Raw genomic sequence first — 21,723 nt, 5'->3', positions numbered from 1 at the left:
TCGACCTTCCGCGCGGCAGCTGTGACAGCCTCGTGGAAGTGACCGCCCCGTGGAAGCGACTGCCTCGTGGAAGTGACCGACTGGCGGAAGGGGCCGTCCTGCCGCAGGGGACGCGCACGTTCCCCCACCCGGGGGTGCAGCGTGGCGGCACGCACCTGCGGGGCGTCATCACCGAGCCGCTGACGTATCTCGGCACCGCGGTCCAGCTCGGCGCGGGCCCGCGCGATGTCGATGCTCACGCCGGGCGGTGCGCACCCGCACACCGACACCGGAACCGAGCGCGGCCTGTCAGCCCGCGACTGAACTGCGGCGCTCCAGCAGGAGCACGTCGCGCCAGACGCCGTGGTGCCGGCCGATCCGTTCCCGGGTGCCGATGATCCGGAAGCCGGCCCGCTCGTGGAGGGCGAGGCTTGCGGTGTTCTCGGGGAAGATCCCGGACTGGATCGTCCAGATTCCGGCCGTCTCGGTAGAGACGATCAGGGCGTCCAGGAGGGCGCGGGCGACCCCCTGGCCGCGGGCGCCGGTGTGGACGTAGACGGAGTGCTCGACCACGCCCGCGTACGCACACCGGTCGGAGACCGCGCTCGCCGCGACCCACCCCAGGACCACGCCGGCGTCGTCGAGGGCGACGAAGCGGTGGCCGGGCAACTTGGCTTTGTCGAACGCGGCCCACTCGGGTGCCTGCGTCTCGAAGGTGGCGTTGCCCTCGTCGATCCCTGCCTGGTAGATGCCCAGCACCTGTTCGGCGTGCTCGGGCAGGAGCGCCTCGATCCGCACGCTGGTCACGCCGCCTTCGCGGCGCCGGCCAGCAGCGCACCCATCGCGGCGAGCACGGAAGGCTCGACCCGGTAGTACACCCACGTGCCGCGCCTCTCCGAGGACAGGAGTCCGGCCTCTTTCAGCTTCTTCAGGTGGTGGGAGACGGTGGGCTGGGAGACGCCGACGTCGGAGATGTCGCACACGCAGGCCTCGCCGCCTTCGTGGGAGGCGACGGAGGAGAACAGGCGCAGCCGGACGGGGTCGCCGAGGGCCTTGAACATCTTCGCCGCGACCTCGGCCTCGTCCGCGGACATGGGGCGCTCGTTCAACGGGGGGCAGCACGGGGCGACGGCCTCGGGCTCCAGGAGCGGCAGAACCTCAGCATTCGACATACGTCTATGTTGACACACGTCGAACCAAGGGGGCAGGGCACCGGCGGGCGAACCTCAGGGGTCCGCGCGGCCAGGTTCTTACGGCTCTCGCAAGCCGGCCCGGCAGTGATCTGCGCCGCCAGGTTCCTCGCCCCGACGGCGACGGCGACGGTGACGACGACGCGCCGGCCGGCGAACGCGGCCGGGCTGCGGAACTCGGCAGCAGGCAAGAGCTGCACGTCGAAGGTCTCCAGCCTCGGCTCGGCAGGTCAGGCCGGTGCGGGCAGCCCAAGCTGCCCGCCGCGGCGACCACCGCCCGCACGGACCGCCCGCCGCGGCGACCACCGCCCGCACGGACCGCCCGCCGCGGCGACCGCCGCCCGCACGGACCGCCGTCCGCCATCCGCCGTCTGCCGTCCGCCGGCTCGACAGTGAAACCGCCCCCCTCCGCCCGGACCGCACTCGCCGGAACAATTGTTTCGACAAATGTCTATGTTGACGAGCATCGAAACAGGTGCCATGCTGACGGTGCGACATCGACAGACATCGAAACAGTCAGGGAGCCGACCGTGAACGCGCCAGCCACCACCGACCTGCCCGTCGTCGTCATCGGGGCCGGCCCCGCCGGCCTGGCAGCCGCCGCCCATCTCGTCGACCGCGGCCTGGACCCCCTGGTCCTGGAAGCCGGTCCGGTCGCCGGAGCCGCGGTACGCGAGTGGGCGCACGTACGCCTGTTCTCCCGCTGGGGCGAGGTCGTCGACCCGGCCGCCGAGAAGCTCCTGGCTCCGACCGGTTGGACCAAGCCCGCCGCGGACACGTACCCCTCCGGCGGAGACTGGGCCGACCTCTACCTCCAGCCCCTCGCCGACGTCCTCGGCGAGCAGGTCCGTTACGACGCGACCGTCACCGGCGTCTCACGCGCCGGCCGAGACCGCGTCGTCGACGCCGACCGCGAGGCCCAGCCCTTCGTCGTCCACTTCCGGAGTGCCGACGGCCGTGAGCAGCGGGTCCTGGCCCGCGCCGTCATCGACGCCTCCGGCACCTGGTCCACGCCGAGCCCCGCAGGCGGCAGCGGCCTCGCCGCGCTCGGGGAGAAGGCCGCCGCCGAGCGGATCACCTACCGGGTCCCGGACCTCAAGGACCCGGCCGTCCGTGCCAGGTACGCGGGCAAGCGGATCGCGGTCATCGGCTCCGGCGCCTCCGCCTTCACCGCACTCGCCTACCTCGCCGACCTTGCCAAGTCCGAGGACGGCCAGGGCACCCACACCACGTGGATCCTGCGCCGCGGCATCTCCGGCTCCACCTTCGGCGGCGGTGAAGCCGACCAGCTGCCCGCCCGCGGAGCCCTCGGTCTTGCCGCCAAGGCCGCCGTCGACGACGGCTACGCGGACGCGGTCACCGGCTTCCGCACCGACATCATCGAGAAGGACGACGAGAGCCGTGTCGTGCTCGTCGGCGAGGACGGCCGCCGTCTGGACGCCGTCGACGAGGTCATCGTCCTCACCGGCCTCCGCCCCGACCTGTCCTTCCTGAACGAGCTCCGTCTCGGCCTCGACGAACGCCTTCAGGCCCCCACCGGGCTCGCCCCGCTGATCGACCCCAACCAGCACTCCTGCGGCACCGTCTACCCGCACGGCGTGGGCGAGCTCTCCCACCCGGAGAAGGACGTCTACCTCGTCGGCATGAAGTCCTACGGCCGCGCCCCGACCTTCCTCGCCATGACCGGCTACGAGCAGGTGCGTTCCGTCGCCGCCGCCCTCGCCGGTGACCAGGAGGCCGCTGAACGCGTCGAACTCACCCTCCCCGAAACCGGCGTGTGCGGCGGGGCGGGCCTCTTCGACGAGCCGGCGGTCGCCGACACGACCGGCGGCGGCTGCTGCGCAGCCCCGGCCACCCTCACCATCGGCGCAGGACCCGCCTCCTCCGGCGGCTGCTGAATCGTGCCCGACACCAAGGCCGACTCGGCCGCGACCGGAACGGGGGACCGGTCGCGGCCCTCACCCGCTGGTGGGCCCTGACCACGTCCGCGCACTCACCATCGTCACCCTCGCCGGCGGACTCGCCTCGACCGTCTTCGCACCCCTGACCGCGATCCTCGCCGACCATACGTCCTGGCGCGCCACCTACGCGGTCCTCGCCGGCGTCCTGGCCGTCCTCACCGTCCCGGCCCTCGCCACCGTCGCCGGCCCGTACGCTCTTCTCGTCACCGTGGCCGTGGCCGTCCTCGCCGGAGTGGTCCGAGGGAACCTCACCCTCCTCCAGGCCACGGCCGTCACCGACCGCTGGGGTGCCACCCACTACGGCCGACTCTCCTCCGGATCCCGGTCGGGTCGGGTCATCGCCCGCCGATGCCCTGACGGTCGGCCTGCTCCGCGAGGGCCCGGCGGGCGGGGTCGGTGAACTCCCGCTCCACCGCCTCTTGCAGGAGGCGCAACTGCGTGTGCACCGATGCGTGCTGGGGTGACGGCAGGGCGTCGAGGAGGCCGTTGAGCATGGCGCGGAGCCTCCGGCAGATCTGTACGGACGAACCTCCGTAGTCACGGATCTCGCAGACGGCGAGCTCGAGGTAGTTGTCCCAGTCCCGGCCCGGGAGCACGAGCCGCGCTTCTCCGCCGCGATCGGCCAGGACGTAACGCCCGGGGAGCTGCGCGCTGCCCACCGTGTGGAGGAACCGCTCGATGTAGTTGATGACCTGCACCGCGGTCGTGGGGTCGTTCACCGCAGGAGAAAGGGCCCTGATCGCGATGTCGACCAGGACTCTCAGCGCGAAGGCGGGGTCCTGTTCGATCGTTCGCTCGGCCCCGAGGGCGACAGCACTGTTCACGCGCTCCGGATCGAGTCCGGACGTGCCTCCGTGGACCTCCACCAGCACCGTTCCGGGCGGTACGAAGTCCCCGATCAGCCTGGTCACGACGAAGACGCAGTCGTGGCGGGCCGCCTCCGCGACCAGACCGGGCACGTGGAAGGCCTGAAGGGCTCCTCCTTGCGTGGTACGGATGCGCAGCACCGGACTGTCGGCCGCCACGGCGCCGCCCCGGCTAGGCGCGGCGCTTCGGATCACCGCGGCGCCCTCGGTGAAGACGGCCTCTCCCATGCGGGCGACGAGCTCCGCGATGGCCACCGGTCGGAGGCTGTGGGTGAACCGGTTGAGGTAGATGAGCAGCAGTACCAGGCTCACGGCCACCGCCACGCCGGCCAGGGTGACCCCGACGTCGGGGACCGATGAGGCTTCGACGCTGCGCAGCAGGGAGAAGGCGAACGCGAACGTCCCGGTGAAGGTCGCCAGAACCGCCTTCTGCAGCCGGTCCCGGTACCACAGGCGCATGTACCTGGGGGAGAGGGTCCCCGTGGCCTGCTGCACCACCAGCACGCCGATGGTGACGACGAACCCGAGCAGTGCCACCATCGCGCCCACGATGGCCGTGAGCACGCCGCTCGCCGTCGTGGCGGAGTAGTTCCAGCCGCTCGGCAGCCAGTCCCCGCGGTCGGCCGCGAGCGCGGCCTCGGCGAGCAGGGCACCCAGGACGAGACCGATCATCGGCACGATCCAGAGGCTGGCCTTGACGTACTGCCGCAGCCTGAACCTGTCCGCCCAGGACGTCATGACACTCATGCCAAGGCCCCTTCGCGGGAGGAGGAGGTGCGTTCGAGGCACGACCGACGCCGGGTTCCCCCGAAGGGTCCCCTCCACCTCACGGTAGGGCGGTTCCCGGCCCCGCGCACAGCGGCAGAGCCGTTGCCCCGCGCCCGTTCTCACAGGTCGGAGGGACACCGTCGGCCCCAAGCTGAAAGGAAGGGCATGGCAGTGGCATCCGCCAGATGGGGCACTTCGTCAGCGTCGCCGAACGCTGTAGGAACCATCGATTCGGCGACTCGGTAGCTTCGTGACCAGGTGCCCTCGCACATGGATGCCCATGGGCGCCCCTGCGAGGCCTTTCGACGATGGTCCGAGGCGAGGAGAGCGGCGTGTCCCTACCTGTCACTGTGGGAGTGGACGGCTCCGAAGGAAGCGTGGCGGCGGTGGACTGGGCCGCCGACGAGGCGGCGCTGCGCGGCGGTGGTCTACGGCTGGTGTACGCCACACGGTGGGCGGAGCATCAGCTGGGAGCGATGAAGGTGTCGCACGAAGACCGCGCCGGCGCGGCGGAAGGCGTGCTCGCCGATACCGGGCGGCATGTCGGCTCACGGCATCCGGACCTCGCCCTGACCGCCGACGAGGTCGAAGACGCGCCCGTCAGCGTGTTGCTCGCCGCCGCCGCCGAGGCGGAGTTGCTCGTCGTGGGCTCTCACGGGCTGGGCAGCGTCCGCGGTTTCGTCATCGGGTCCGTGGGTCAGGAGGTCGTCGCCGGGGCGAAGCGCCCGGTGGTTCTCGTTCGCCCCGGAAACGAGCAGGACAGCTCCGCCGCGCCCGGGGGGAACAGCCGTCGGAAGGTGGTCCTGGGCCTGGACGTGAACGAGGTCAACGACGAGGTCCTGCACTTCGCGTTCGACTTCGCCGGGCGTCACCACGTCCCACTGGAGATCGTGCACACGTGGCATGACTCCTTCGTCCACCACTCCAGCGCGGCGGCCAAGGACGAGATGGCGTCAGCGCTCGCCGGCGCGGTTCGGCCCTTCCGGGACAGGTTCCCGGCGACGGAGGTGGCGGAGGTGACGGCTCCGGGACGGGCGGCCGAGCATCTCGTCGAAGCCGCGGCGGACGCGCGCCTGCTGGTCGTCGGCCGGCGCAGGGCGGCCAGGGGCTCCCACATCGGATCCATCACCCACGCCGTCATCCACCACGCCCCCTGTCCTGTGGCCGTCGTGCCGCACACCTGACAGCCCGGGACCCCGGGCGTCCAGGGGACGGGACAACGTCCACGTTTCGCTGGCCCCCGGGCGGCGGAGCCGGAACTAGGCTCGTGACGTGGAACCGCCCGAGCACCGCGCCGAAGGCGCGGGACCGTTCACCACCCGGCTCACCTGGCACCGCCCCGAAGGGGGGACGGTGGTATGGGAGTCGCGGCTCGCGCGCAAGCGGGGGGCCCTGTCCGTCCGCGCCCCGGGGGGCACGGTCGCCACGTCCCCGACCGCCGATACCCAGGCCCTGGAACGGCTTCGCAGGCTCAATTCCGTCGCATCGGTGGCGTTCTTCCTCGGCGGAATCCTCTTCGCCCTCGGCGCCGCGGTCGCCCAGTTCGGCTCGGGCGACCCGGTCGAGAGCGCCTCGATCTACTTCGTGGGCGGGCTGTGCTTCAACACCGGCGGCTACACCTCGCTCTTGCAGGTCCTGAACGCGCCCCGTCACTCCCCGGCCACCGGCGCACTGGCCACGGCCGGCTGGCGGTGGTGGGGGTACGAGCCGATGCGCCTGGACTGGCTCAGCACGTTCGTGCTGTTCGTCGGGACGCTGGTGTTCGGAGTCAACCTGCTCGCCTCCTTCCTGCAGGGGCTCTCCGTCCAGCAGACCAACCGCCTGATCTGGACTCCCGACGTGATCGGATGCGTGCTCTTCCTGATCTCGGGTCATCTCGCGTTCGCCGAGATCTGCCATCGCTCCCGGCCCTGCCTCCGCTCGCGCAGCCTCGGCTGGTGGGTGGTCGCCGTGAATCAGATCGGGTCGGTTCTCTTCATGGTCTCCGCCCTGGCCGCCTTCACCCGACCCGCCACCCAGAGCCTGGTCAACGCCGACATCGCCAACTGGGGGACGCTGTGCGGCGCGCTGTGCTTCTCGCTCGGTGGTGCACTGCAGGCCTTCGAACGCCCATAGGGCCTGTCCGACGATTCCCGCCGGGTCCGGCTCGCCCGGCACGCACGCTCGGCGCACGGCCGGAACGCCCAAGTAGCCCCGCTACGAGGGCACACCGACCCGTTACGTCGCTCCGCCCCTCAGGGCCACATCTGTTACGACTCGGCCGTGTACGGTTCTCAGCCCTGTGCGGCGCCTCGGCCCCGTACGGCCTCGTCGCTCGCGGCCTTTTCCTCGGGCGGTCGATGGCGCATCACCGGCGGGCCGGTAGGGAGCAGCTCGCCGGTGACGAAGGCCGTCACGGCACCCAGGATCACCATCGGGATCGCCTCGGCGTTCCCGAGCACCAGGACCACCAGGGCGACGCTGCTGACCGGCAGCCGCAGTGCGGCCGCCGAGGCGGCGGCCATGCCCGCGGCGACCGCTGGGATGACCCCGAGGCCGGGCAGCGGAGCGAGCAGCACGCCTGCCGCCGCCCCGAGGAAGAGAACCGGGAACACGAGGCCGCCGCGGAGGCTGCCCAGACAGAGGGCGTACGCGGCGGATTTGAACAGCAGGACGGCCAGGAGCGCGCCCACGCCCCAGGCGTGCGGGTCTTCGGCGAGTCCGGCCAAGGTGGCCTGGCCGGACGAGGCCACGTCGACGGGGGTGCGACCCGTGACGAGCGCGTAGAGGGCGGCGCAGCCTCCGGCGGCGACGGCGCAGATCACCGTCCGGACCAAGGTGGAGTGCGCCACGAAGACGGCGATCAGGCGGCCACCGATGATCACCAGGTGCACCAGCGCGCCGATCCCCGCGGCAAGCACGATCGACCACACCACGTCTCCGGTGTCAAGGCGCGGGGGAGCGGTGGGGAAGTGAATGGAGAGGCTGCCCGTCTCCAAGCCCGTCCAGCGGCCGAAGCCCGTGAACACCACGGCTCCGACGCCGCTCGAGAGCAGGGCGGGAAGCATGATGACGAACAGCTGGGGACCGCCCACGCCCGCCACCTCGATGAGGAGGATGGCAGCGATGAGCGGGTTGCCGAAGATGGCGGAGATGGCCGCCGCCGAGCCCGCCGCGCCCAGCAGGGCGGTGCTCTGCGGGGTGGCCGGGGCGCGGACGAGACGCCGGAAGAGCAGGGCCAGACCGCCGCCGAGCGCGATCAGTGGCGCCTCCGGGCCGAGGGCGGCACCGAGCGGGAGGCTGGCGCACGCCGCGATGATCACGCCGGGCAGGGCGGCGGCCGAGGCCTCGCCGGCGTGCAGACCGTACGCCGGGATGTGACCGCCGGCGCCGGGCAGATGGGTCACCACCAGCCCCACGACGATTCCGGCCACGGCGAGCAGGGGCAGCGGCCACCAGGCCGGTGGGGTGTCCCAGCCCAGTGCCCTCGGCAGGTCCGCCCACATCACGTGTTCGAGCTCGTGCAGGCCGGCGAGGAACCAGAAGGCGGCCAGGGAGATCGGGACGCCGATGAGCGCGCTGAACACCAGGACCTTGCGGTAGGCGGGCTTCCGCAGGAGGTCCCGCAACCGGTCGGCCTCCGCGGACTCCACGGGCTCTTCGGAGGGGGCCGGGCCGGCTTGCGACACCGTCATGGATTCCGTCCTTCCGGAACTGGGGCAAGGAGGTCATGGTTCGGGCTCCTCCGGCGCCGAGGAGGACTGGCGTCGCTCCAGGCCGATGCGGGCCGCTCCGACGATGACCTTCGCGATCACCCCCACGAGGACGAGATCGGCCACCATCTGGCCCGTGGTCAGCACCCGAGCCGTCTGCGAGACCGGCACGATGTCACCGAAGCCGACGGTGGCGAAGACGGTCACCGTGAAGTACAGGGCGTCGTTCCTGCTGAGCGGTTCGGAGAAGGAGTGTGCCCCCTGTCCTCGCGCGTAGAGGTAGTAGGTGGCCGAGAACAGCAGCAGAAACAGGGGGACCGCGGTGGACAGGGCCTCCACGGCACGCAACCGCGGGTACGGCGAACCGATGATGCTGACGGCTTGAAGGGCCAGCAGCGCGCCGATCGCCAGGATCCCCAGGACCAGCACGGTGCCCGTGTGCTGGTCGAAGTCCCTGTCGAGGGGCAGCAGGAAGTAGGCCGTGGTGGCCGCCGTCACCACGACCGCCGAACGCAGGAGGGGCAGGAGCAGGCGAACGTGCCGGGGACGGATCCGCCGGCCCTGTTCGCCCTCCCGCGGTGCGCTCACGGGGACCGAGGCTCCTTCCCGGCGACGAGCCCGGCCACGGCGAGCGCCGAGGGCACCGGCCAGGGCTTGGCTTCCATACGGATCTCCTGCAGAGCGGTCCGCGGGTGGCCGCGAGCGGCGGAGCACCCGCCGCCCGTCCAGCAAAGGCGCTCTCGCCGGGTCTCGCGACCGGAGCGACACCGCATGTCCTCGTCCGGCGGCCGATGCGTCGTGGCGCCACCGGAGGACTCCCGCCCGAAGGCGGCCCTCCGCGTAGGGCCGGCCGGACGAACCGCACTCCTTGTCCCAGCGAGCCTCCGGCAGGTCCGCGGGCCATGCCTCCTTGACGACCGCGGGGGCGGCCGCGGGGTCGGAATCCTGGGTTCGCGCTTGAGGATCCTGCCCGTGGCGCTGGTGGGCAGGACATCGGGGAATTGCGCCAGACGGGGGACGAGCTCCGCGAGAAGGGTGCCGAGGACGAGACCGGGCATCGGCACGATGCACAGGCCGGCCTTGACGTGGTGCCGCCACCTGAATCCGGCTGCCCAGGATGTCCTGACACCCACGCCACGGTCACCCTCACCGGAGGGCAGGTGCTGTCGACGCAGAGGGAAGGGCCCCTCGACGGGAGCACCCGCACCTCACGGTGGGCCGATTCCCGAGGCGGCGCAGCGGCGGCCCCGCGGGCCCGGGCGGCGCCCTCGCCAGGACGGGCCGACACGGTCGGCCTAAGCTGATCGGGTGCCGCTCCGGTCCACTCCGTCCGGGGCGTGACGGCGCCCCGAGTGTGGTCGACGGGGGCTGAAAGGGGTCCACCATGGACGACTATCCCCTGATCGAGAACCACGGCCTGATCGGTGACCTGCAGACCGCGGCCCTCGTGACGACCGATGCGACGATCGACTGGTTCTGCTGCCCGCGGTTCGACTCGCCCAGCGTCTTCGGCGCCTTGCTCGACCGGAACAAGGGCGGCCACTTCACCGTGCGGCCCGCCACGGACACGTACACGACCAAGCAGCTCTACCATCCGGACACCGCCGTCCTGGTGACGCGCTTCATGACCGAGGCCGGGGCGGGGGAGGTCGTCGACTTCATGCCGGTGACCGGAACCACCGCGACCGACCGGCACCGCATCGTCCGCATGCTGCGCTGCGTACGCGGCAGCATGACGTTCGAAGGCGAGATCGCTCCGCGCTTCGACTACGGCCGCAAGCCGCACCAGCTGCACCTCACCGAGCACGGGGCCGTGTTCACCTCGGAAGGCCTGGACCTCGCCGTCCACGCCGTCCGCGAACCGCAGGACGAGCGGCTGCTGAACGTCATGTCGGTCGACGACAACGACCTGCGCTTCTCCCTGAGCCTGCGGGCGGGACAGCAGCGCGGCCTGGTCATGGAGTCGTCCCCCGACGGGCCCCCGCACGAGGTCCGGGTCGAGGAGTTCGAGGGGCTCTTCGACGAGACCGTGCGCTACTGGCGTTCCTGGCTGACACAGTCCACCTATTCCGGCCGCTGGCGGGAGGCGGTGGAACGGTCGGCCGTGACGCTGAAGCTCATGACCTACGCTCCGACCGGCGCGCTGGTCGCCGCCCCGACGACGGGGCTCCCCGAGCAACTCGGCGGAGAGCGCAACTGGGACTACCGGTTCACCTGGATCCGTGACGCCTCCTTCTCCGTGTACGCCCTGCTGGGCCTGGGATTCACGGAAGAGGCGTCCGCCTTCATCAACTGGCTGCACGACCGCGTGAAGCAGGAAGCCGGCCAGGGCAACGGTTCCGGGCCGCTGAACATCATGTACCGGGTGGACGGCTCCGCCGACCTCGTCGAAGAGACCCTGGACCACTGGGAGGGATACCGCGGTTCCGCCCCGGTCCGCATCGGCAACGGGGCGGCGAGCCAGCTCCAGCTGGACATCTACGGCGAGGCGCTCGACAGCATCTACTTCGCGCACGAGCACGGCATGCATCTCGACAACGGGGGCTGGAAGGCCCTGCACACCCTGCTCGACTGGCTCGTCGACCACTGGGACCAGCCCGGCGAAGGGCTGTGGGAGACGCGAGGCGGGCGGAAGGACTTCACCTACGGTCGCGTGATGTCCTGGGTGGCCTTCGACCGGGCCCTGCGGATCGCCTACGACGACGGCCGTCCCGCGGCCGGCGGGCGCTGGGTGGAGGCGCGGGACGAGATCTACGAGCAGGTGCTCGACCGGGGCTGGGACGAGAAGAAGCAGGCCTTCGTGCAGCACTACGGCGACGACGTGCTCGACTCGTCGCTGCTGCGCATGCCGACGGTCGGCTTCATCACGCCGGACGACCCGATGTGGAAGTCCACCTTGGACGCGATGGAGAGCGAGCTGGTCAGCGACAGCCTCGTCTACCGCTACAACCCCGAGGCGTCACCCGACGGCCTGCGCGGCTCGGAGGGAACCTTCTCCCTGTGCACGTTCATGTACGTCGACGCCCTGGCCCGGGCCGGGCGCACGGACATGGCCAGGCTGGTCCTGGAGAAGATGCTCACGTACGCCAATCACCTGGGTCTGTACTCCGAGGAGATCGACCTGACGGGGCAGCAGCTGGGCAACTTCCCGCAGGCGTTCACCCACCTGGCCCTGATCGATGCGGCGATCACGCTGGACTCGATGCTCTAGGGTCCCCTGTGCCGTCGGCGGACCGGGAAGCCGACGGGCACCCGAAACGCCCTCGCCGCCCCGCCCCGCCGCGCGCGGCTCAGCGCGGCGAGTTGCCGGGGACGGGTCCGAGGAGGATCACCGTGTCACCGGCCTCCGGTACGGTCTCCCGCCGATCCGTGACCGGGTCCAGCCGGCGATCGGCCCGCACCACGAAGAGGGTGTCGTGGTCCGGCGGCAAGGGGTGGCCCGCCGGCTGCACCGTGAACCTGGCTCCCCGCCCGTAGCGCTCGGCGAGGACGTGGCGGACCAGGGAGCGGCCGAACAGGATGTCGCCGCCGGTGTACGGGGCGACTACACCGTGACTGTCGTGCGGTGGACCCACCCGGTAGACGGGACCCTCCACGTTGTCCTCCATCACGATCGAGGCGAGCGCGTTGAAGTCGTCGTCGTCGGTGGCCAGGAAGACCGCCGTCACACCCTCCAGCCGGGCTCCGGGGTTGATGGCGGTGGCCAGCAGATCGCCCTTGGCCAGGTCGATCCCCGCCCGCTTGATCGCTTCCCGCTCCTCGTCGAGTCCCGCCCACATCAGCACGTCGAGGCCGGCGGACCGCAGAGCCCTTCCCAGGTCGACCACCCACGGCTCGCCGCCCACCAGGAGCACGCGCGTGCCCTCCGTCCTGACGACCCCGAGCCGTCTGGCCACCGGCGCCGCCGTCAGCGCGTACAGCAGAACGGTCCCCACGATCACCAGGAACGTGACGGGGAGGATCTTGGCCGCCCCGGTCACCCCCCGCTCGACCAGACCGGCGGAGAAGGCCGAGGCCGTCGCCGCCGCGACGATGCCGCGTGGGTCCATCCATCCGACGAAGGCGCGTTCCCCCCGCGAGAGATCGGTGCGCGCCGCGGCACCGAACGCCACGACCGGTCGGACGACCAGGACGAGGATCGCGATGAGGCCGAGGGAGGGAAGGAGCACGGGCACCAGGGACGCCGGAGTGACGGTGGAGGAGATCGAGATGAACAGCAGGCCGATGATCAGCTGGATCAGCGTCTCGAAGAAGGGCCGGCGGGCCGGCATGTCGAAGCCCTTCATGTTGGCCACGGCCAGCCCCGTCACGATCGCGGCGATCAGCCCCGTGTCGTCCCGCACGACGTCGCAGCCCGCCGACACGCCGATGACGACGGCGAGCTGCGCCAGTGTCCCGAGGGTCTCGCCGAGGCGGAGGGTGCGCAGGGCGAACCACAGCAGCGCGGTGCCCACGGCCCCGCCCGCCAGACCGAACGCGAGGCTGAGGAGGAACTGGCCCAGTTGGTAGCCCCGACCGATGTCGATCTGGTGCGACGAGGCGACCGCGTGGAAGGTGAGGGCGCCGAGGATGGCGCCGATCGGGTCGGTCAGCGTCCCTTCCCAGATCAGGATGCGCCGCACCTTGTCGCTCGGCCGCACGAAGTCGAGGATCGGCCCGACGACGGTGGGGCCCGAGACGACGAGGATCATGCCGAGCATGGCGGCCACGCGCAGCGGCATGCCGAACATCGCCGGTCCCACCGTCCCGACGACGAGGAAGGTCAGCAGCACCCCGTACACGAGCAGCCTGCCCACGATCCCGCGGGTGTGCTGGGCGAGTTTGCGCAGGTCCAGTCCCAGACCGGCGTCGTAGAGGATCACCGCGACGGCCAACGACACCAGGGCGGAGAAGTCCGGTCCCAACAGCCGGTCCGGGTGGACGACGTCGGTCGCCGCTCCAGCGGCGAACCCGACCGGCAGCAGGATGATCAGGGCGGGCACACGCAGCTTGCTCGCCAGGATCTGCGAGCCGGTGGCGAGCACCACCGTCAGGGCGAGTCCGATGAGGATCTCGTCGTCGGTCACAGCGGCTTCCTTCCGCGGGGTCCGGGCGGGCGGGGAGGGCCAGGACGAGTACAGACAGACGATCAGCTGTCGGGCGCCGCACCGTCGCCGGCCGTGCCGCTTCCCTTCCGGAGCTCGGCGTCGGTGAGTTCTTCCAGCTCTCCGCGGCTGTCCAGCCAGTAGAGGAGGACGACGGCCGGCACGACGACCACCAGGGCGACCAGGGTGACGATCGCCAGCCACGTCAGCGTGGAGGGCGCCCCCGCCGCGTCGGCCACGGTCAGCGAGGTGGGCAGCAGGTACGGGCGCTGGGCCATGCCCCAGCCGATGACGGCCGAGGCGACGACCGCGACCGCCGTGACGCGCACCCACGCTCCCGGCGTCCGCAGGAGCAGCCGGACGGTGACGAGAGCGGACGCTCCGGCCAGGACGACGAAGAACAGCCCCAGGCCGTGGGTGAGTCCGTGCCACACGTAGGGGGAGTCCTCATGGGTGACGAACCCGGTGACGACTGCCAGGACGGTGAGCACGGCGAGGCTCCACAGCGCCCGTCGTCTGAAGTAGCCGACCAGATCCGGTGCGTCGAACCTCCGGGCGTCCCCGGCGAGGAACACCGCCCCGAGGAACGCCGTCGTCGCGACGGCGACCAGCCCGAACACGACGGAGGTGGGGCTGGTCCAGACGTCCGCCGAGGCGTCGGTGCCGGGAGCCACCCGTTCCGAGGCGACCCCGCCGACGGCGGCGCCCAGGAAGAACGGCGTGACGACCGAGGCCACGGCGAACACGGCACCGTACAGCCGTCGGCCGGCGAGCCGTCGGGTGGGTTTGCGGAACGCGAAGCCGGCGCCACGGAGAACCATGCCCACGACGGCCAGGGCGAGCGGCAGCCACATCGCGGAGAACACCGTCTGGAACAGGAGGGGGAAGCCGGTCCACATGATGACGAGAACGAAGATCAGCCAGACGTTGTTCACCTCCCAGACGGGAGCCATGGCATGGTCGATGAGCCACCGCGGACGCCGGCCGCGTTCCGTCCCCCCGGCGGTCAGGTCCCAGAAGCCGGCCCCGTAGTCCGTGCCCCCGGCGCAGGCGTACGCGGTCACGGCCAGGAGCAGCACGACGGCGATGAGGTCGGCGGTCACGGGCGCTCACCCCCGGGTCGACCGGCTCCGCCTTCGGCGGCCGGGACGTCGCCCGCGGGCAGGGGAGCCCGCGGCCCGTAGGGGAGGTCGTCCTCCGGCGTGTGGTCCGGACCTCCGGCGGCGCGCCGCTCGTCGGCGAGCCGCCACCGCGTGCGCATCTTCAGCAGGACGACGACGAACGAGCTGAAGAGGCACACGTACACCACCATCACCACGGCGAGCATGATCCACAGAGTGGTGGAGCGGGTCGACGTCACGGCCTCGGCGACCCGCATGTTCTGGTAGACGATCCAGGGCTGGCGGCCCACCTCCGTGGCGATCCAGCCGCACTCGACGGCCACGACGGAGCCGACCCCGGCACAGGCCGCGGAGCGGTAGAACCACTTCGAGGCGGGCAGACGGCGGTGCCGCAGCCAGACGAACCCGTACCAGAGGGCGAGCAGCACCAGTGCGGATCCGATCAGGACCATGATGTCGAAGGCCCAGTGGGCGATGGTCGCCTGCGTGGCCGTGGGGCGCTGGTCCGCAGGCACGGAGGTCAGTCCCACCACCTTCGTGTCCGGGCTGAATCCGGCCAGGACCGAGTCGAGCAGCGGGACCTTGAGGCCACCCGAGACGGTGCCGTCCTCGTTCAGCCGCCCGAAGAGGTACTCCGGGACACGGGTGTCGGTGTCCCAGACGATCTCCATCGCGGCGAACTTCACCGGCTGCTTGTGGAACACCGACCGGGCGATGGAGTCGCCCAGGACGAACTGCACCGGTGCGGCGACGGCGGCGATGGTGAACGGAACGGCGAAACCGAGCCGGTGGTAGTGGTCCCGCCGGCCGCGCAGCCAGCCCATGGCGTAGACACCGGACACCATGAAGCCCGCGGTGAGCACCATCGCCACCACGAAGTGCCAGTACTGGGGCCCGAACATCGGCGTGAAGATCGCCTTCCAGACGTTCACGTCGACCGGGTCGCCCTCGGAGTCGAGGGAGAAGCCCTGCGGTGTGTTCATCCAGGAGTTCGCGGCCAGGATGCCGAACGCCCCGAGCAGCGCGGCGAAGGGCAGCGGCAGCCCGAGCAGGAAATGCGTCCGGGGCTTCAGCCGCCGCCACCCGTACAGGTAGACGGCGATGAGCACGGCCTCCAGGAAGAAGGCCCAGGCCTCGACGCCGAACCCGACCCCGAAGACGTCACCCCACCTGCCCATCAGACCGGGCCACAGCAGGCCGAACTCGAACGACAGCACCGTGCCGGTGACGATGCCGAGCGCGAACTGCACGGCCATGACGGCCGACCAGCGCCGTGCCAGGAGCAGTGCCGTGGGGTCCTTGCTGCGCAGCCCGCGATAGTGCATGACCAGGGTGATCAGGGGAAAGGCCACGCCCAGGGGCACCAGAATGATGTGAGAGGCCAGAGTGAAGGCCATGAGTTCCCGGGCCGGCAGGAGCTGGGCCGGTGCGTCCGCCAGCAGGAGCCGGGCCGGTGCGTCCGCCGGCAGGAGCCGGGCCGAGGCATCCGCCAGCAGGTGGAGCGAGGTGGGCATACGTGCCGTCGCCGTTCGTGGAGGGGAAGGGCGGAAGGAGGGTCATCCGCCGGTGGCGAAGCCGGGGAAGAGGGTCATGCCGCCGTCGACGTACAGGGTGGTTCCCACCACGTAGTCCATGAGGTCGGAGGCGAGCGCGACGACGGCGTGGGCGATGTCCTCGGGGTCGCCGATCCGGTCGTACGGGATGAGCCGCAGGAGGTCCTCCCGGGCTTCGGGGGTCTCCCAGGCGGAGCGGTTGATCGGGGTCCTGATCGCCCCCGGGGCCACCGCGTTCACGCGGATCTTCTCCGGTGCGAGCTCCTGGGCCAGGGTCTGCATCATCATCTGCACACCGCCCTTGGAGGACGCGTAGTTCACGTGACCCGCCCAGGGGATGAGCTGGTGCACCGAACTCATGCAGATGATCTTCCCGGCGGAGCGGGACACCTCGGGCACCACGCCCCGGCGCCGAAACTCCTTGGCCGCCTCACGGGCACACAGGAACTGACCGGTGAGGTTGACGTCGATGACCTTCTGCCACTGAGCGAGGGTCATCTCCGTGAGGCGGGCGTCCCGCTGCAGTCCCGCGTTGGCCACCAGAACGTCGATGGTGCCGAACTCCTGCACCATTCGGTCCATCATGGCGACGACCTGGTCCTCCTGCGACACGTCGGCCTCGTACGCCGCCGAGCGCACCCCGAACGAGGCGATCTCCGCGGCCACCTCCTCGGCCGCCTCGCGACCCGCCACGTAGTTCACGACCACGTCGGCGCCGGCCCGGCCCAGACCGATGGCCGTGGCCTTGCCGATGCCCGAATTGGCGCCGGTGACCAGTGCCTTCTGGCCGTGCAGCAATCGCGCCGGGATCACGCCCTGCGGTGCGCCCACGCTGGAATCCATACCGTCCTGCCTCCTCGCTGCGCGGTTGCGCTGAGCCCGGCGCGAGCTCAAGCCGGGCATCGTCACGCAACCACCCGACGGGGCGGTCGGCATCTCCTCGTCATCGCCGTTGGGCCATCGGGGCAGGCATCTTCGTCCGGACGGACCAGCGGCCGGTGGGCCGGCCGCCGACGTCATCCCAGACGGGCCAAGAGGTGGTCACCGACCCGCAGGGCGTTGGCGATGGCCGTCAAGGACGGGTTGACCGCGCCGATGCTCGGGAAGAAGCTCGTGTCGACGACGTACAGGTTGTCGAGGTCGTGGGCCTTGCAGTCGACGTCCAGCGCGGAGTCGGCGGGGTCGGCGCCGAAACGCACGGTGCCCGCCTGATGGGCCGTCGCACCGATCGGCATTCCCTTGTGCAGGTAGATGCTGCGGGAGAGCAGATGCTGCTCGTGCATGCCCAGATGCCCCAGCATGCCCTGCAGTTTGTGCCTCAGGCGCTTCAGGCCCTCGATGTTGTTCTTCTCGTCGAGAGCGAGCCGGATACGGGCGTCGCCGTCGAGGGTGACCCGGTTGTCCGCCACCGGCAGGTCCTCACCGCACAGCCAGAAGTCGACGGCGTGATGGGCCAGTACCTCGAACGGCATGTCGGGTGCCACCGCACCGGCCCACCGGGGCGCCTCACCGTGGATCTGGTCGGCGTCCGACTTGCCCAGCATCTGGATGCCGCCCAGCGGGTAGTCCCAGTCGTCCGCGCCGAAGTACCAGTCGTTGAGGGCGAGCGTCTTCTGGAACTTGGTGTCGTTGGGTTCCTTCGACACGGCCATCAGGGCGAGGTTGTTGTGGCGCATGTAGAACCGGCCGACCACGTCGGAGCTGTTCGCGAGACCACGGGGATGGTGCTCGTTCGCCGAAGCCAGCAGCAGGGCGGCGGAGTTGACCGCCCCGCATGAGACGACCACCACGTCCGCCGTGTAGCGCACCTCGGAACCGTCCGCCAGACGGCCGACGACCGCGCTGACACTGCGTCCCCCGGCATCCGTCTCCAGCCGGACCACCTGCGTCCCGGTGACCATCTCGACACGGGGGTGTTCCAGAGCGGGCCCGACACAGATCACTTCCGCGTCGGACTTTCCCCGCACGGGACACGGGAAGCCGTCGACCCGGTCGCAACGGATGCAGACACTGGAGTGGGCGGCCCGTCCGCCGTCCTCCTGGGTCAGATCGACACCGATCGGCAGGTGGAACGGGTGCAGGCCACGCTTCTCGAGGTCGTCGCTCAACTGCTGGATGCGCGGCTCGTGCTCCACCGGAGGATGGGCGTACTGCGCGCTCACCGGTCCCTCGCCGGGGTCCTCGCCGTGCCGTCCGTGGACGAGGTAGAGGTGCTCGGCCTGCGTGTAGTACGGCTCCAGATCCTCGTACCGGATCGGCCACGCGGGCGAGAGACCGCCGTGGTGACGGATCTCGCCGAAGTCCTCGGGCCGCAGCCGGAAGAGGGCGGCGCCGTAGAACTTGGTGTTTCCGCCGACGTAGTAGTTGACCTCGGGCGGGAACTCGTTGCCGTCCTTGTCCAGCCAGAACTCCGGAGCCCGGTACCTGCCCTTGACGAACACGGCCGTCGAGTCCCAGTTGTCCCGCTCACGCGGCAGGTAGCCGCCGCGTTCGATGAGGAGGACGCGCTTGCCCGACGGCGCGAGACGATGGGCGAGCGTGCCTCCGCCGGCGCCGGTGCCGATGATGATGACGTCGTAGTGAGGGGCGTCGCCCACGGCGACCACCGTCCTTGGGATCGTGGTCCCGACCTGGTGTCAGGCGCCTGGCGCCCCGCCGGGCGATGCCCCAGCGGTCGCACCTCTTTCGAACGTATCCGCCCGTCCCGTGAACGGCGACCCGAGCGGCGGCGCCCGGGACGCGCCCCGGTCACAGCACCGCGATCGGGTTCACGGGCGAACCGGTGGCTCCGGCCAGCCGGAGCGGGGCGACCACGCACAGGAAGCTCCAGCGCCCGGCGGCCGCGCAGGCCGGGACGAGGTCCTCGAAGCACAGGTAGTCCATGAGGTGGATGCCCAGTGCCTGGATGGCCAGGACGTGTACGGGAAAGGCGACGTCCTCGACCGTGCTGGGCGCGCTGTCGTTGTTGCCGTCGCCGCCCAGGGCCGCGACCTCCCGCTCGGCCAGGAACTCCACGGCGGCCGGATGAAGGCCGGCCCGCGCCGCGGCCGCGTCCCACGGCCCGAGTGCGGTGCGCCGGAGGCGGTGTCCCGTCCTGACGAACAACAGGTCGCCCGGTCCGACGCGGACCCCCTGGGCGGCCTCGGCGGCCCTCAGATCGTCCGAGGTCACCCGGTCGCCGGGCGCCAGCCAGGACACACCGCGCAACGGCGGGACGTCCAGCAGGACGCCCCGGCCCACGAGACCGTCGCCCAGGAGGTCCACGGAGAGCGCACGGGCACCCTCGGCCGTCACACTGCTCGCGGGCACTCCACCGTGGAGCTCCCCGTCGAACACCACGTGGCAGAGGGCGTCGAGATGGCTGTCCGCGTCCCCGTGTACGTTCATGGCGAAGCGGTCGGTGGCGAAGTGCAGTCCCTCCGAACCGAGAACGCCCGGGCTCGGGCCGGTCATCCGGTGCACCGCGGGTTCGGGGTCGTCAGGGCCCGGCACGGTCTCGATCGGAGCCGCCAGCGACACCGTGCGCCCCAGGCGGACCTCCCCGGCCGCCGCTGTCACCCGCTCGGGGGTCAGGTGACCCAGTGCGCCGCACCGGCCGTGCACCGCGGGCAGCGCCGCCGCCCGGCTCCGCAGACGTTCGTACAGCGCCCGGAAGTCGTGGGCGGTCATGTCGGCGGTGTTCGGCGGCTCTCCGGACCGTGTCACGCGTACCCCCAGGGGCTCAGACCCCACCGGAACACGTGCGACGCTCCGGGCTCCAGGACGGTGAGATCCGTACGGCTGCGGAAGGCGTCCGGCGGACAGGACATCGGCTCCACGGCGACTCCGCGCCGCCGCTGCCCGGGGTCCGGCAGGGTGTCGCCCGTGTACACCTGGACGTAGCGGGTTCCCTCGCCGAGCCGGACGTCCACCCCCCGCGGTTCCGAGGGATGCGCCAGCCGGACGACCGCCCACCCGTCGGGGTCCCGGTCGAGACCGGTGAAGGCGGTGTCCAGTCGCAGATCACCGAGGGGGCGGCCGGCGCGGAAGTCGTACGGGGTGCCGTCGACGTGCTCCCGGCCGACGGGCAGCCCCCGGTCGTCGGTCCGCAGCAGGTACTCGGCGGGAACGGTCAGCACGGCGCTGTCGACGAGGCCGGTGCCGACCGTCAGATAGGGATGCTGTCCGACGCCGTAGGGCGCCGGTTCCGTACCGGTGTTGGTGGCGTGCACGACGGTGCCGAGGCCGTCGGGGCCCAGTCGGTACGCGACACGGACATCGAGGAGGAACGGATATCCGGGCTGGGGACAGAGCGTCGTGCCGAGCAGCAGCGCGTCGTCGGTGCGGGCGAGCAATTTCCACAGGGTCCAGCGCAGCAGTCCGTGGATCGCGTTGTTCTTCTCGGCCTCGGTCAGGGGGAGCTGGAGGCTCCTGCCCCCGAAGTCGTAGCGTCCGCCGCCCACCCGGTTCGGCCAGGGTACGAGCAGTTGTCCCCTTCCGCCGGTGACGGCGGAACCGGGGGAGAAACCGTCGAGCAGCGGCCGGCCGGCCACGTCGTACTCGCGCAGGGCGCCGCCCAGTTGGACCACCACCGCGCTCTGCTCGCCGCGGACCAGCCGCCAGGACTCGCCCGTGGGGCCCGGGGAACCGGTAGGGCCGTCGCGCGTCACGGCGTGGCCGCCCCGCTCCGCGTCCGCTCCCGGCGCCCCCCTTCCGGAAGCGGGTTCCCGGTCCATCAGCGAGAACACCGCCGCGACGACGGCCTCCGGGGGCTGGTCGATCTCCACCACCAGAGGATGCTCGTCGGGCGCCGGCTCCTCGAGAACCGCCAGCTGGCTTTCCAGCAGGCCCGCCGGGAAGAAGTGACCGTCCCGCCCGGCCAGGCGGGAGCGCAGCAGGCCGGGCGAGCCGTGCAGGTACACCAGAAGGACCCCGGGACGCCCTGCCAGCAGCTCGTCCCGATAGGCGCGCTTGAGCGCGGAGCAGGTCACGACGGCCTGCCGACGAGCCGCCATCGCCCCGTCCATCCACTTCCCGATCGCTGCGAGCCACGGCCGCCGGTCGCCGTCCGTGAGGGCGTGTCCGGCGGCCATCTTGGCGCGAGCGGCCGGGGAGTGGAACTCGTCGCCGTCCCGGTAGTCCCAGCCCAGCCGCTCGGCGAGGAGACGCCCCACCGTCGACTTGCCCGACCCGGCGACGCCGACGACGAGCACCAGTGCAGGCGGGTCCCCGCTCACTGTTCCGTGTGCCATGGGCGTCGCTCCCCGACGTCAATCATCGACCGGGGCGCGACGCACGGTCCCCGGACGACGAGGGCGTCGAGGGCGGCGAACACCGGCCGGCCACTGCTGTGTGTCCTCTCGCCGTCCGGGTGCACTCGTCTGGGGCGTCATGACAGGCTCCTCCGTCTGGTGTGTCCGCCGAGCCGTCGCCGTCCGGTGGGTCGGATATCTCCAATCTGGCCCCGGTGGGACCGGGGCGCACGTCGACCGAACGAGTGGCGAGGGACCGCCGAACCCCGGCCGTGGGC

Annotated in this window: 16 protein-coding genes and 1 pseudogene; 5 read left to right on the top strand and 12 right to left on the bottom strand. The window is 71.3% G+C overall.

Translation table 11 applies throughout. The features are described from left to right. Positions 1 to 288 precede the first annotated feature (288 nt). Positions 289 to 786, bottom strand: a complete 498-nt coding sequence (locus AC067A_RS08785; protein WP_478616454.1) for an N-acetyltransferase family protein — start codon at positions 784 to 786, stop codon at positions 289 to 291. After that, positions 783 to 1,151: an ArsR/SmtB family transcription factor gene (locus AC067A_RS08780; RefSeq protein ID WP_478616453.1), complete on the bottom strand. Its 369-nt coding sequence runs from the start codon at positions 1,149 to 1,151 to the stop codon at positions 783 to 785. Before AC067A_RS08780 ends, AC067A_RS08785 begins: the two co-directional genes overlap by 4 nt. Positions 1,152 to 1,699: 548 nt before the next feature. Here AC067A_RS08780 and AC067A_RS08775 point away from each other — a divergent pair. Together AC067A_RS08775 and AC067A_RS08770 are read left to right on the top strand one after the other, a co-directional pair. After that, entirely contained in the window at positions 1,700 to 3,067 is a 1,368-nt protein-coding gene (locus AC067A_RS08775) for an NAD(P)-binding domain-containing protein (RefSeq protein WP_478616451.1), read from the top strand. A gap of 53 nt (positions 3,068 to 3,120) precedes the next feature. Further along, positions 3,121 to 3,443 (top strand): annotated as a pseudogene (locus tag AC067A_RS08770) (hypothetical protein); the annotation flags it as partial. Positions 3,444 to 3,465: 22 nt separating this feature from the next. Here the strand turns inward: AC067A_RS08770 and AC067A_RS08765 are convergent. Continuing rightward, complete coding sequence (locus AC067A_RS08765) at positions 3,466 to 4,743, bottom strand: DUF2254 domain-containing protein (protein WP_478616448.1); 1,278 nt, start codon at positions 4,741 to 4,743, stop codon at positions 3,466 to 3,468. A 353-nt stretch (positions 4,744 to 5,096) separates the two neighbouring features. Between AC067A_RS08765 and AC067A_RS08760 the strand changes: the two genes are divergently transcribed. Then, a complete protein-coding gene (locus AC067A_RS08760; protein WP_478616445.1) occupies positions 5,097 to 5,948 on the top strand; it encodes a universal stress protein in 852 nt (283 codons plus the stop codon). Positions 5,949 to 6,036: 88 nt separating this feature from the next. Then, positions 6,037 to 6,879 carry a hypothetical protein gene (locus tag AC067A_RS08755; protein WP_478616442.1) on the top strand — a complete coding sequence of 281 codons (843 nt, stop codon included), beginning with the start codon at positions 6,037 to 6,039 and terminating at the stop codon, positions 6,877 to 6,879. Between the two features lie 158 nt (positions 6,880 to 7,037). On the opposite strand, the gene AC067A_RS08750 is transcribed toward AC067A_RS08755, so the two are convergent. Both AC067A_RS08750 and AC067A_RS08745 read right to left on the bottom strand, forming a co-directional pair. Beyond that, complete coding sequence (locus tag AC067A_RS08750; RefSeq protein WP_478616439.1) at positions 7,038 to 8,438, bottom strand: chloride channel protein; 1,401 nt, start codon at positions 8,436 to 8,438, stop codon at positions 7,038 to 7,040. A 33-nt stretch (positions 8,439 to 8,471) separates the two neighbouring features. Beyond that, entirely contained in the window at positions 8,472 to 9,044 is a 573-nt protein-coding gene (locus AC067A_RS08745) for a potassium channel family protein (protein WP_478616436.1), read from the bottom strand. Positions 9,045 to 9,840: 796 nt separating this feature from the next. Between AC067A_RS08745 and AC067A_RS08740 the strand changes: the two genes are divergently transcribed. Continuing rightward, positions 9,841 to 11,667: a glycoside hydrolase family 15 protein gene (locus AC067A_RS08740; protein WP_478616433.1), complete on the top strand. Its 1,827-nt coding sequence runs from the start codon at positions 9,841 to 9,843 to the stop codon at positions 11,665 to 11,667. Positions 11,668 to 11,746: 79 nt separating this feature from the next. On the opposite strand, the gene AC067A_RS08735 is transcribed toward AC067A_RS08740, so the two are convergent. From AC067A_RS08735 to AC067A_RS08705, 7 genes are all read right to left on the bottom strand, one after another. Further along, the gene (locus AC067A_RS08735) at positions 11,747 to 13,522 is read right to left on the bottom strand and encodes a cation:proton antiporter (RefSeq protein ID WP_478616430.1); all 1,776 of its coding nucleotides are present in this window, start codon (positions 13,520 to 13,522) and stop codon (positions 11,747 to 11,749) included. 62 nt (positions 13,523 to 13,584) lie between these two features. Then, complete coding sequence (locus AC067A_RS08730; protein WP_478616428.1) at positions 13,585 to 14,643, bottom strand: cytochrome d ubiquinol oxidase subunit II; 1,059 nt, start codon at positions 14,641 to 14,643, stop codon at positions 13,585 to 13,587. Beyond that, complete coding sequence (locus AC067A_RS08725) at positions 14,640 to 16,058, bottom strand: cytochrome ubiquinol oxidase subunit I (protein WP_478616713.1); 1,419 nt, start codon at positions 16,056 to 16,058, stop codon at positions 14,640 to 14,642. Before AC067A_RS08725 ends, AC067A_RS08730 begins: the two co-directional genes overlap by 4 nt. Before the next feature lie 159 nt (positions 16,059 to 16,217). Continuing rightward, positions 16,218 to 17,057 carry an SDR family oxidoreductase gene (locus AC067A_RS08720; protein WP_478616426.1) on the bottom strand — a complete coding sequence of 280 codons (840 nt, stop codon included), beginning with the start codon at positions 17,055 to 17,057 and terminating at the stop codon, positions 16,218 to 16,220. 173 nt (positions 17,058 to 17,230) lie between these two features. Next, positions 17,231 to 18,811, bottom strand: a complete 1,581-nt coding sequence (locus tag AC067A_RS08715; protein ID WP_478616423.1) for a GMC oxidoreductase — start codon at positions 18,809 to 18,811, stop codon at positions 17,231 to 17,233. Positions 18,812 to 18,962: 151 nt separating this feature from the next. Continuing rightward, positions 18,963 to 19,883, bottom strand: coding sequence for a cyclase family protein (locus AC067A_RS08710; protein WP_478616710.1), 921 nt, complete (start codon positions 19,881 to 19,883; stop codon positions 18,963 to 18,965). Positions 19,884 to 19,915: 32 nt separating this feature from the next. Further along, complete coding sequence (locus AC067A_RS08705; RefSeq protein WP_478616420.1) at positions 19,916 to 21,445, bottom strand: gluconokinase, GntK/IdnK-type; 1,530 nt, start codon at positions 21,443 to 21,445, stop codon at positions 19,916 to 19,918. Positions 21,446 to 21,723: the final 278 nt, after the last annotated feature.

The sequence above is a fragment of the Streptomyces sp. NPDC043176 genome, from assembly GCF_056436715.1.
Note: the sequence above shows the minus strand (reverse complement) of the source record. Positions and strands in the feature narration are given on the sequence as shown.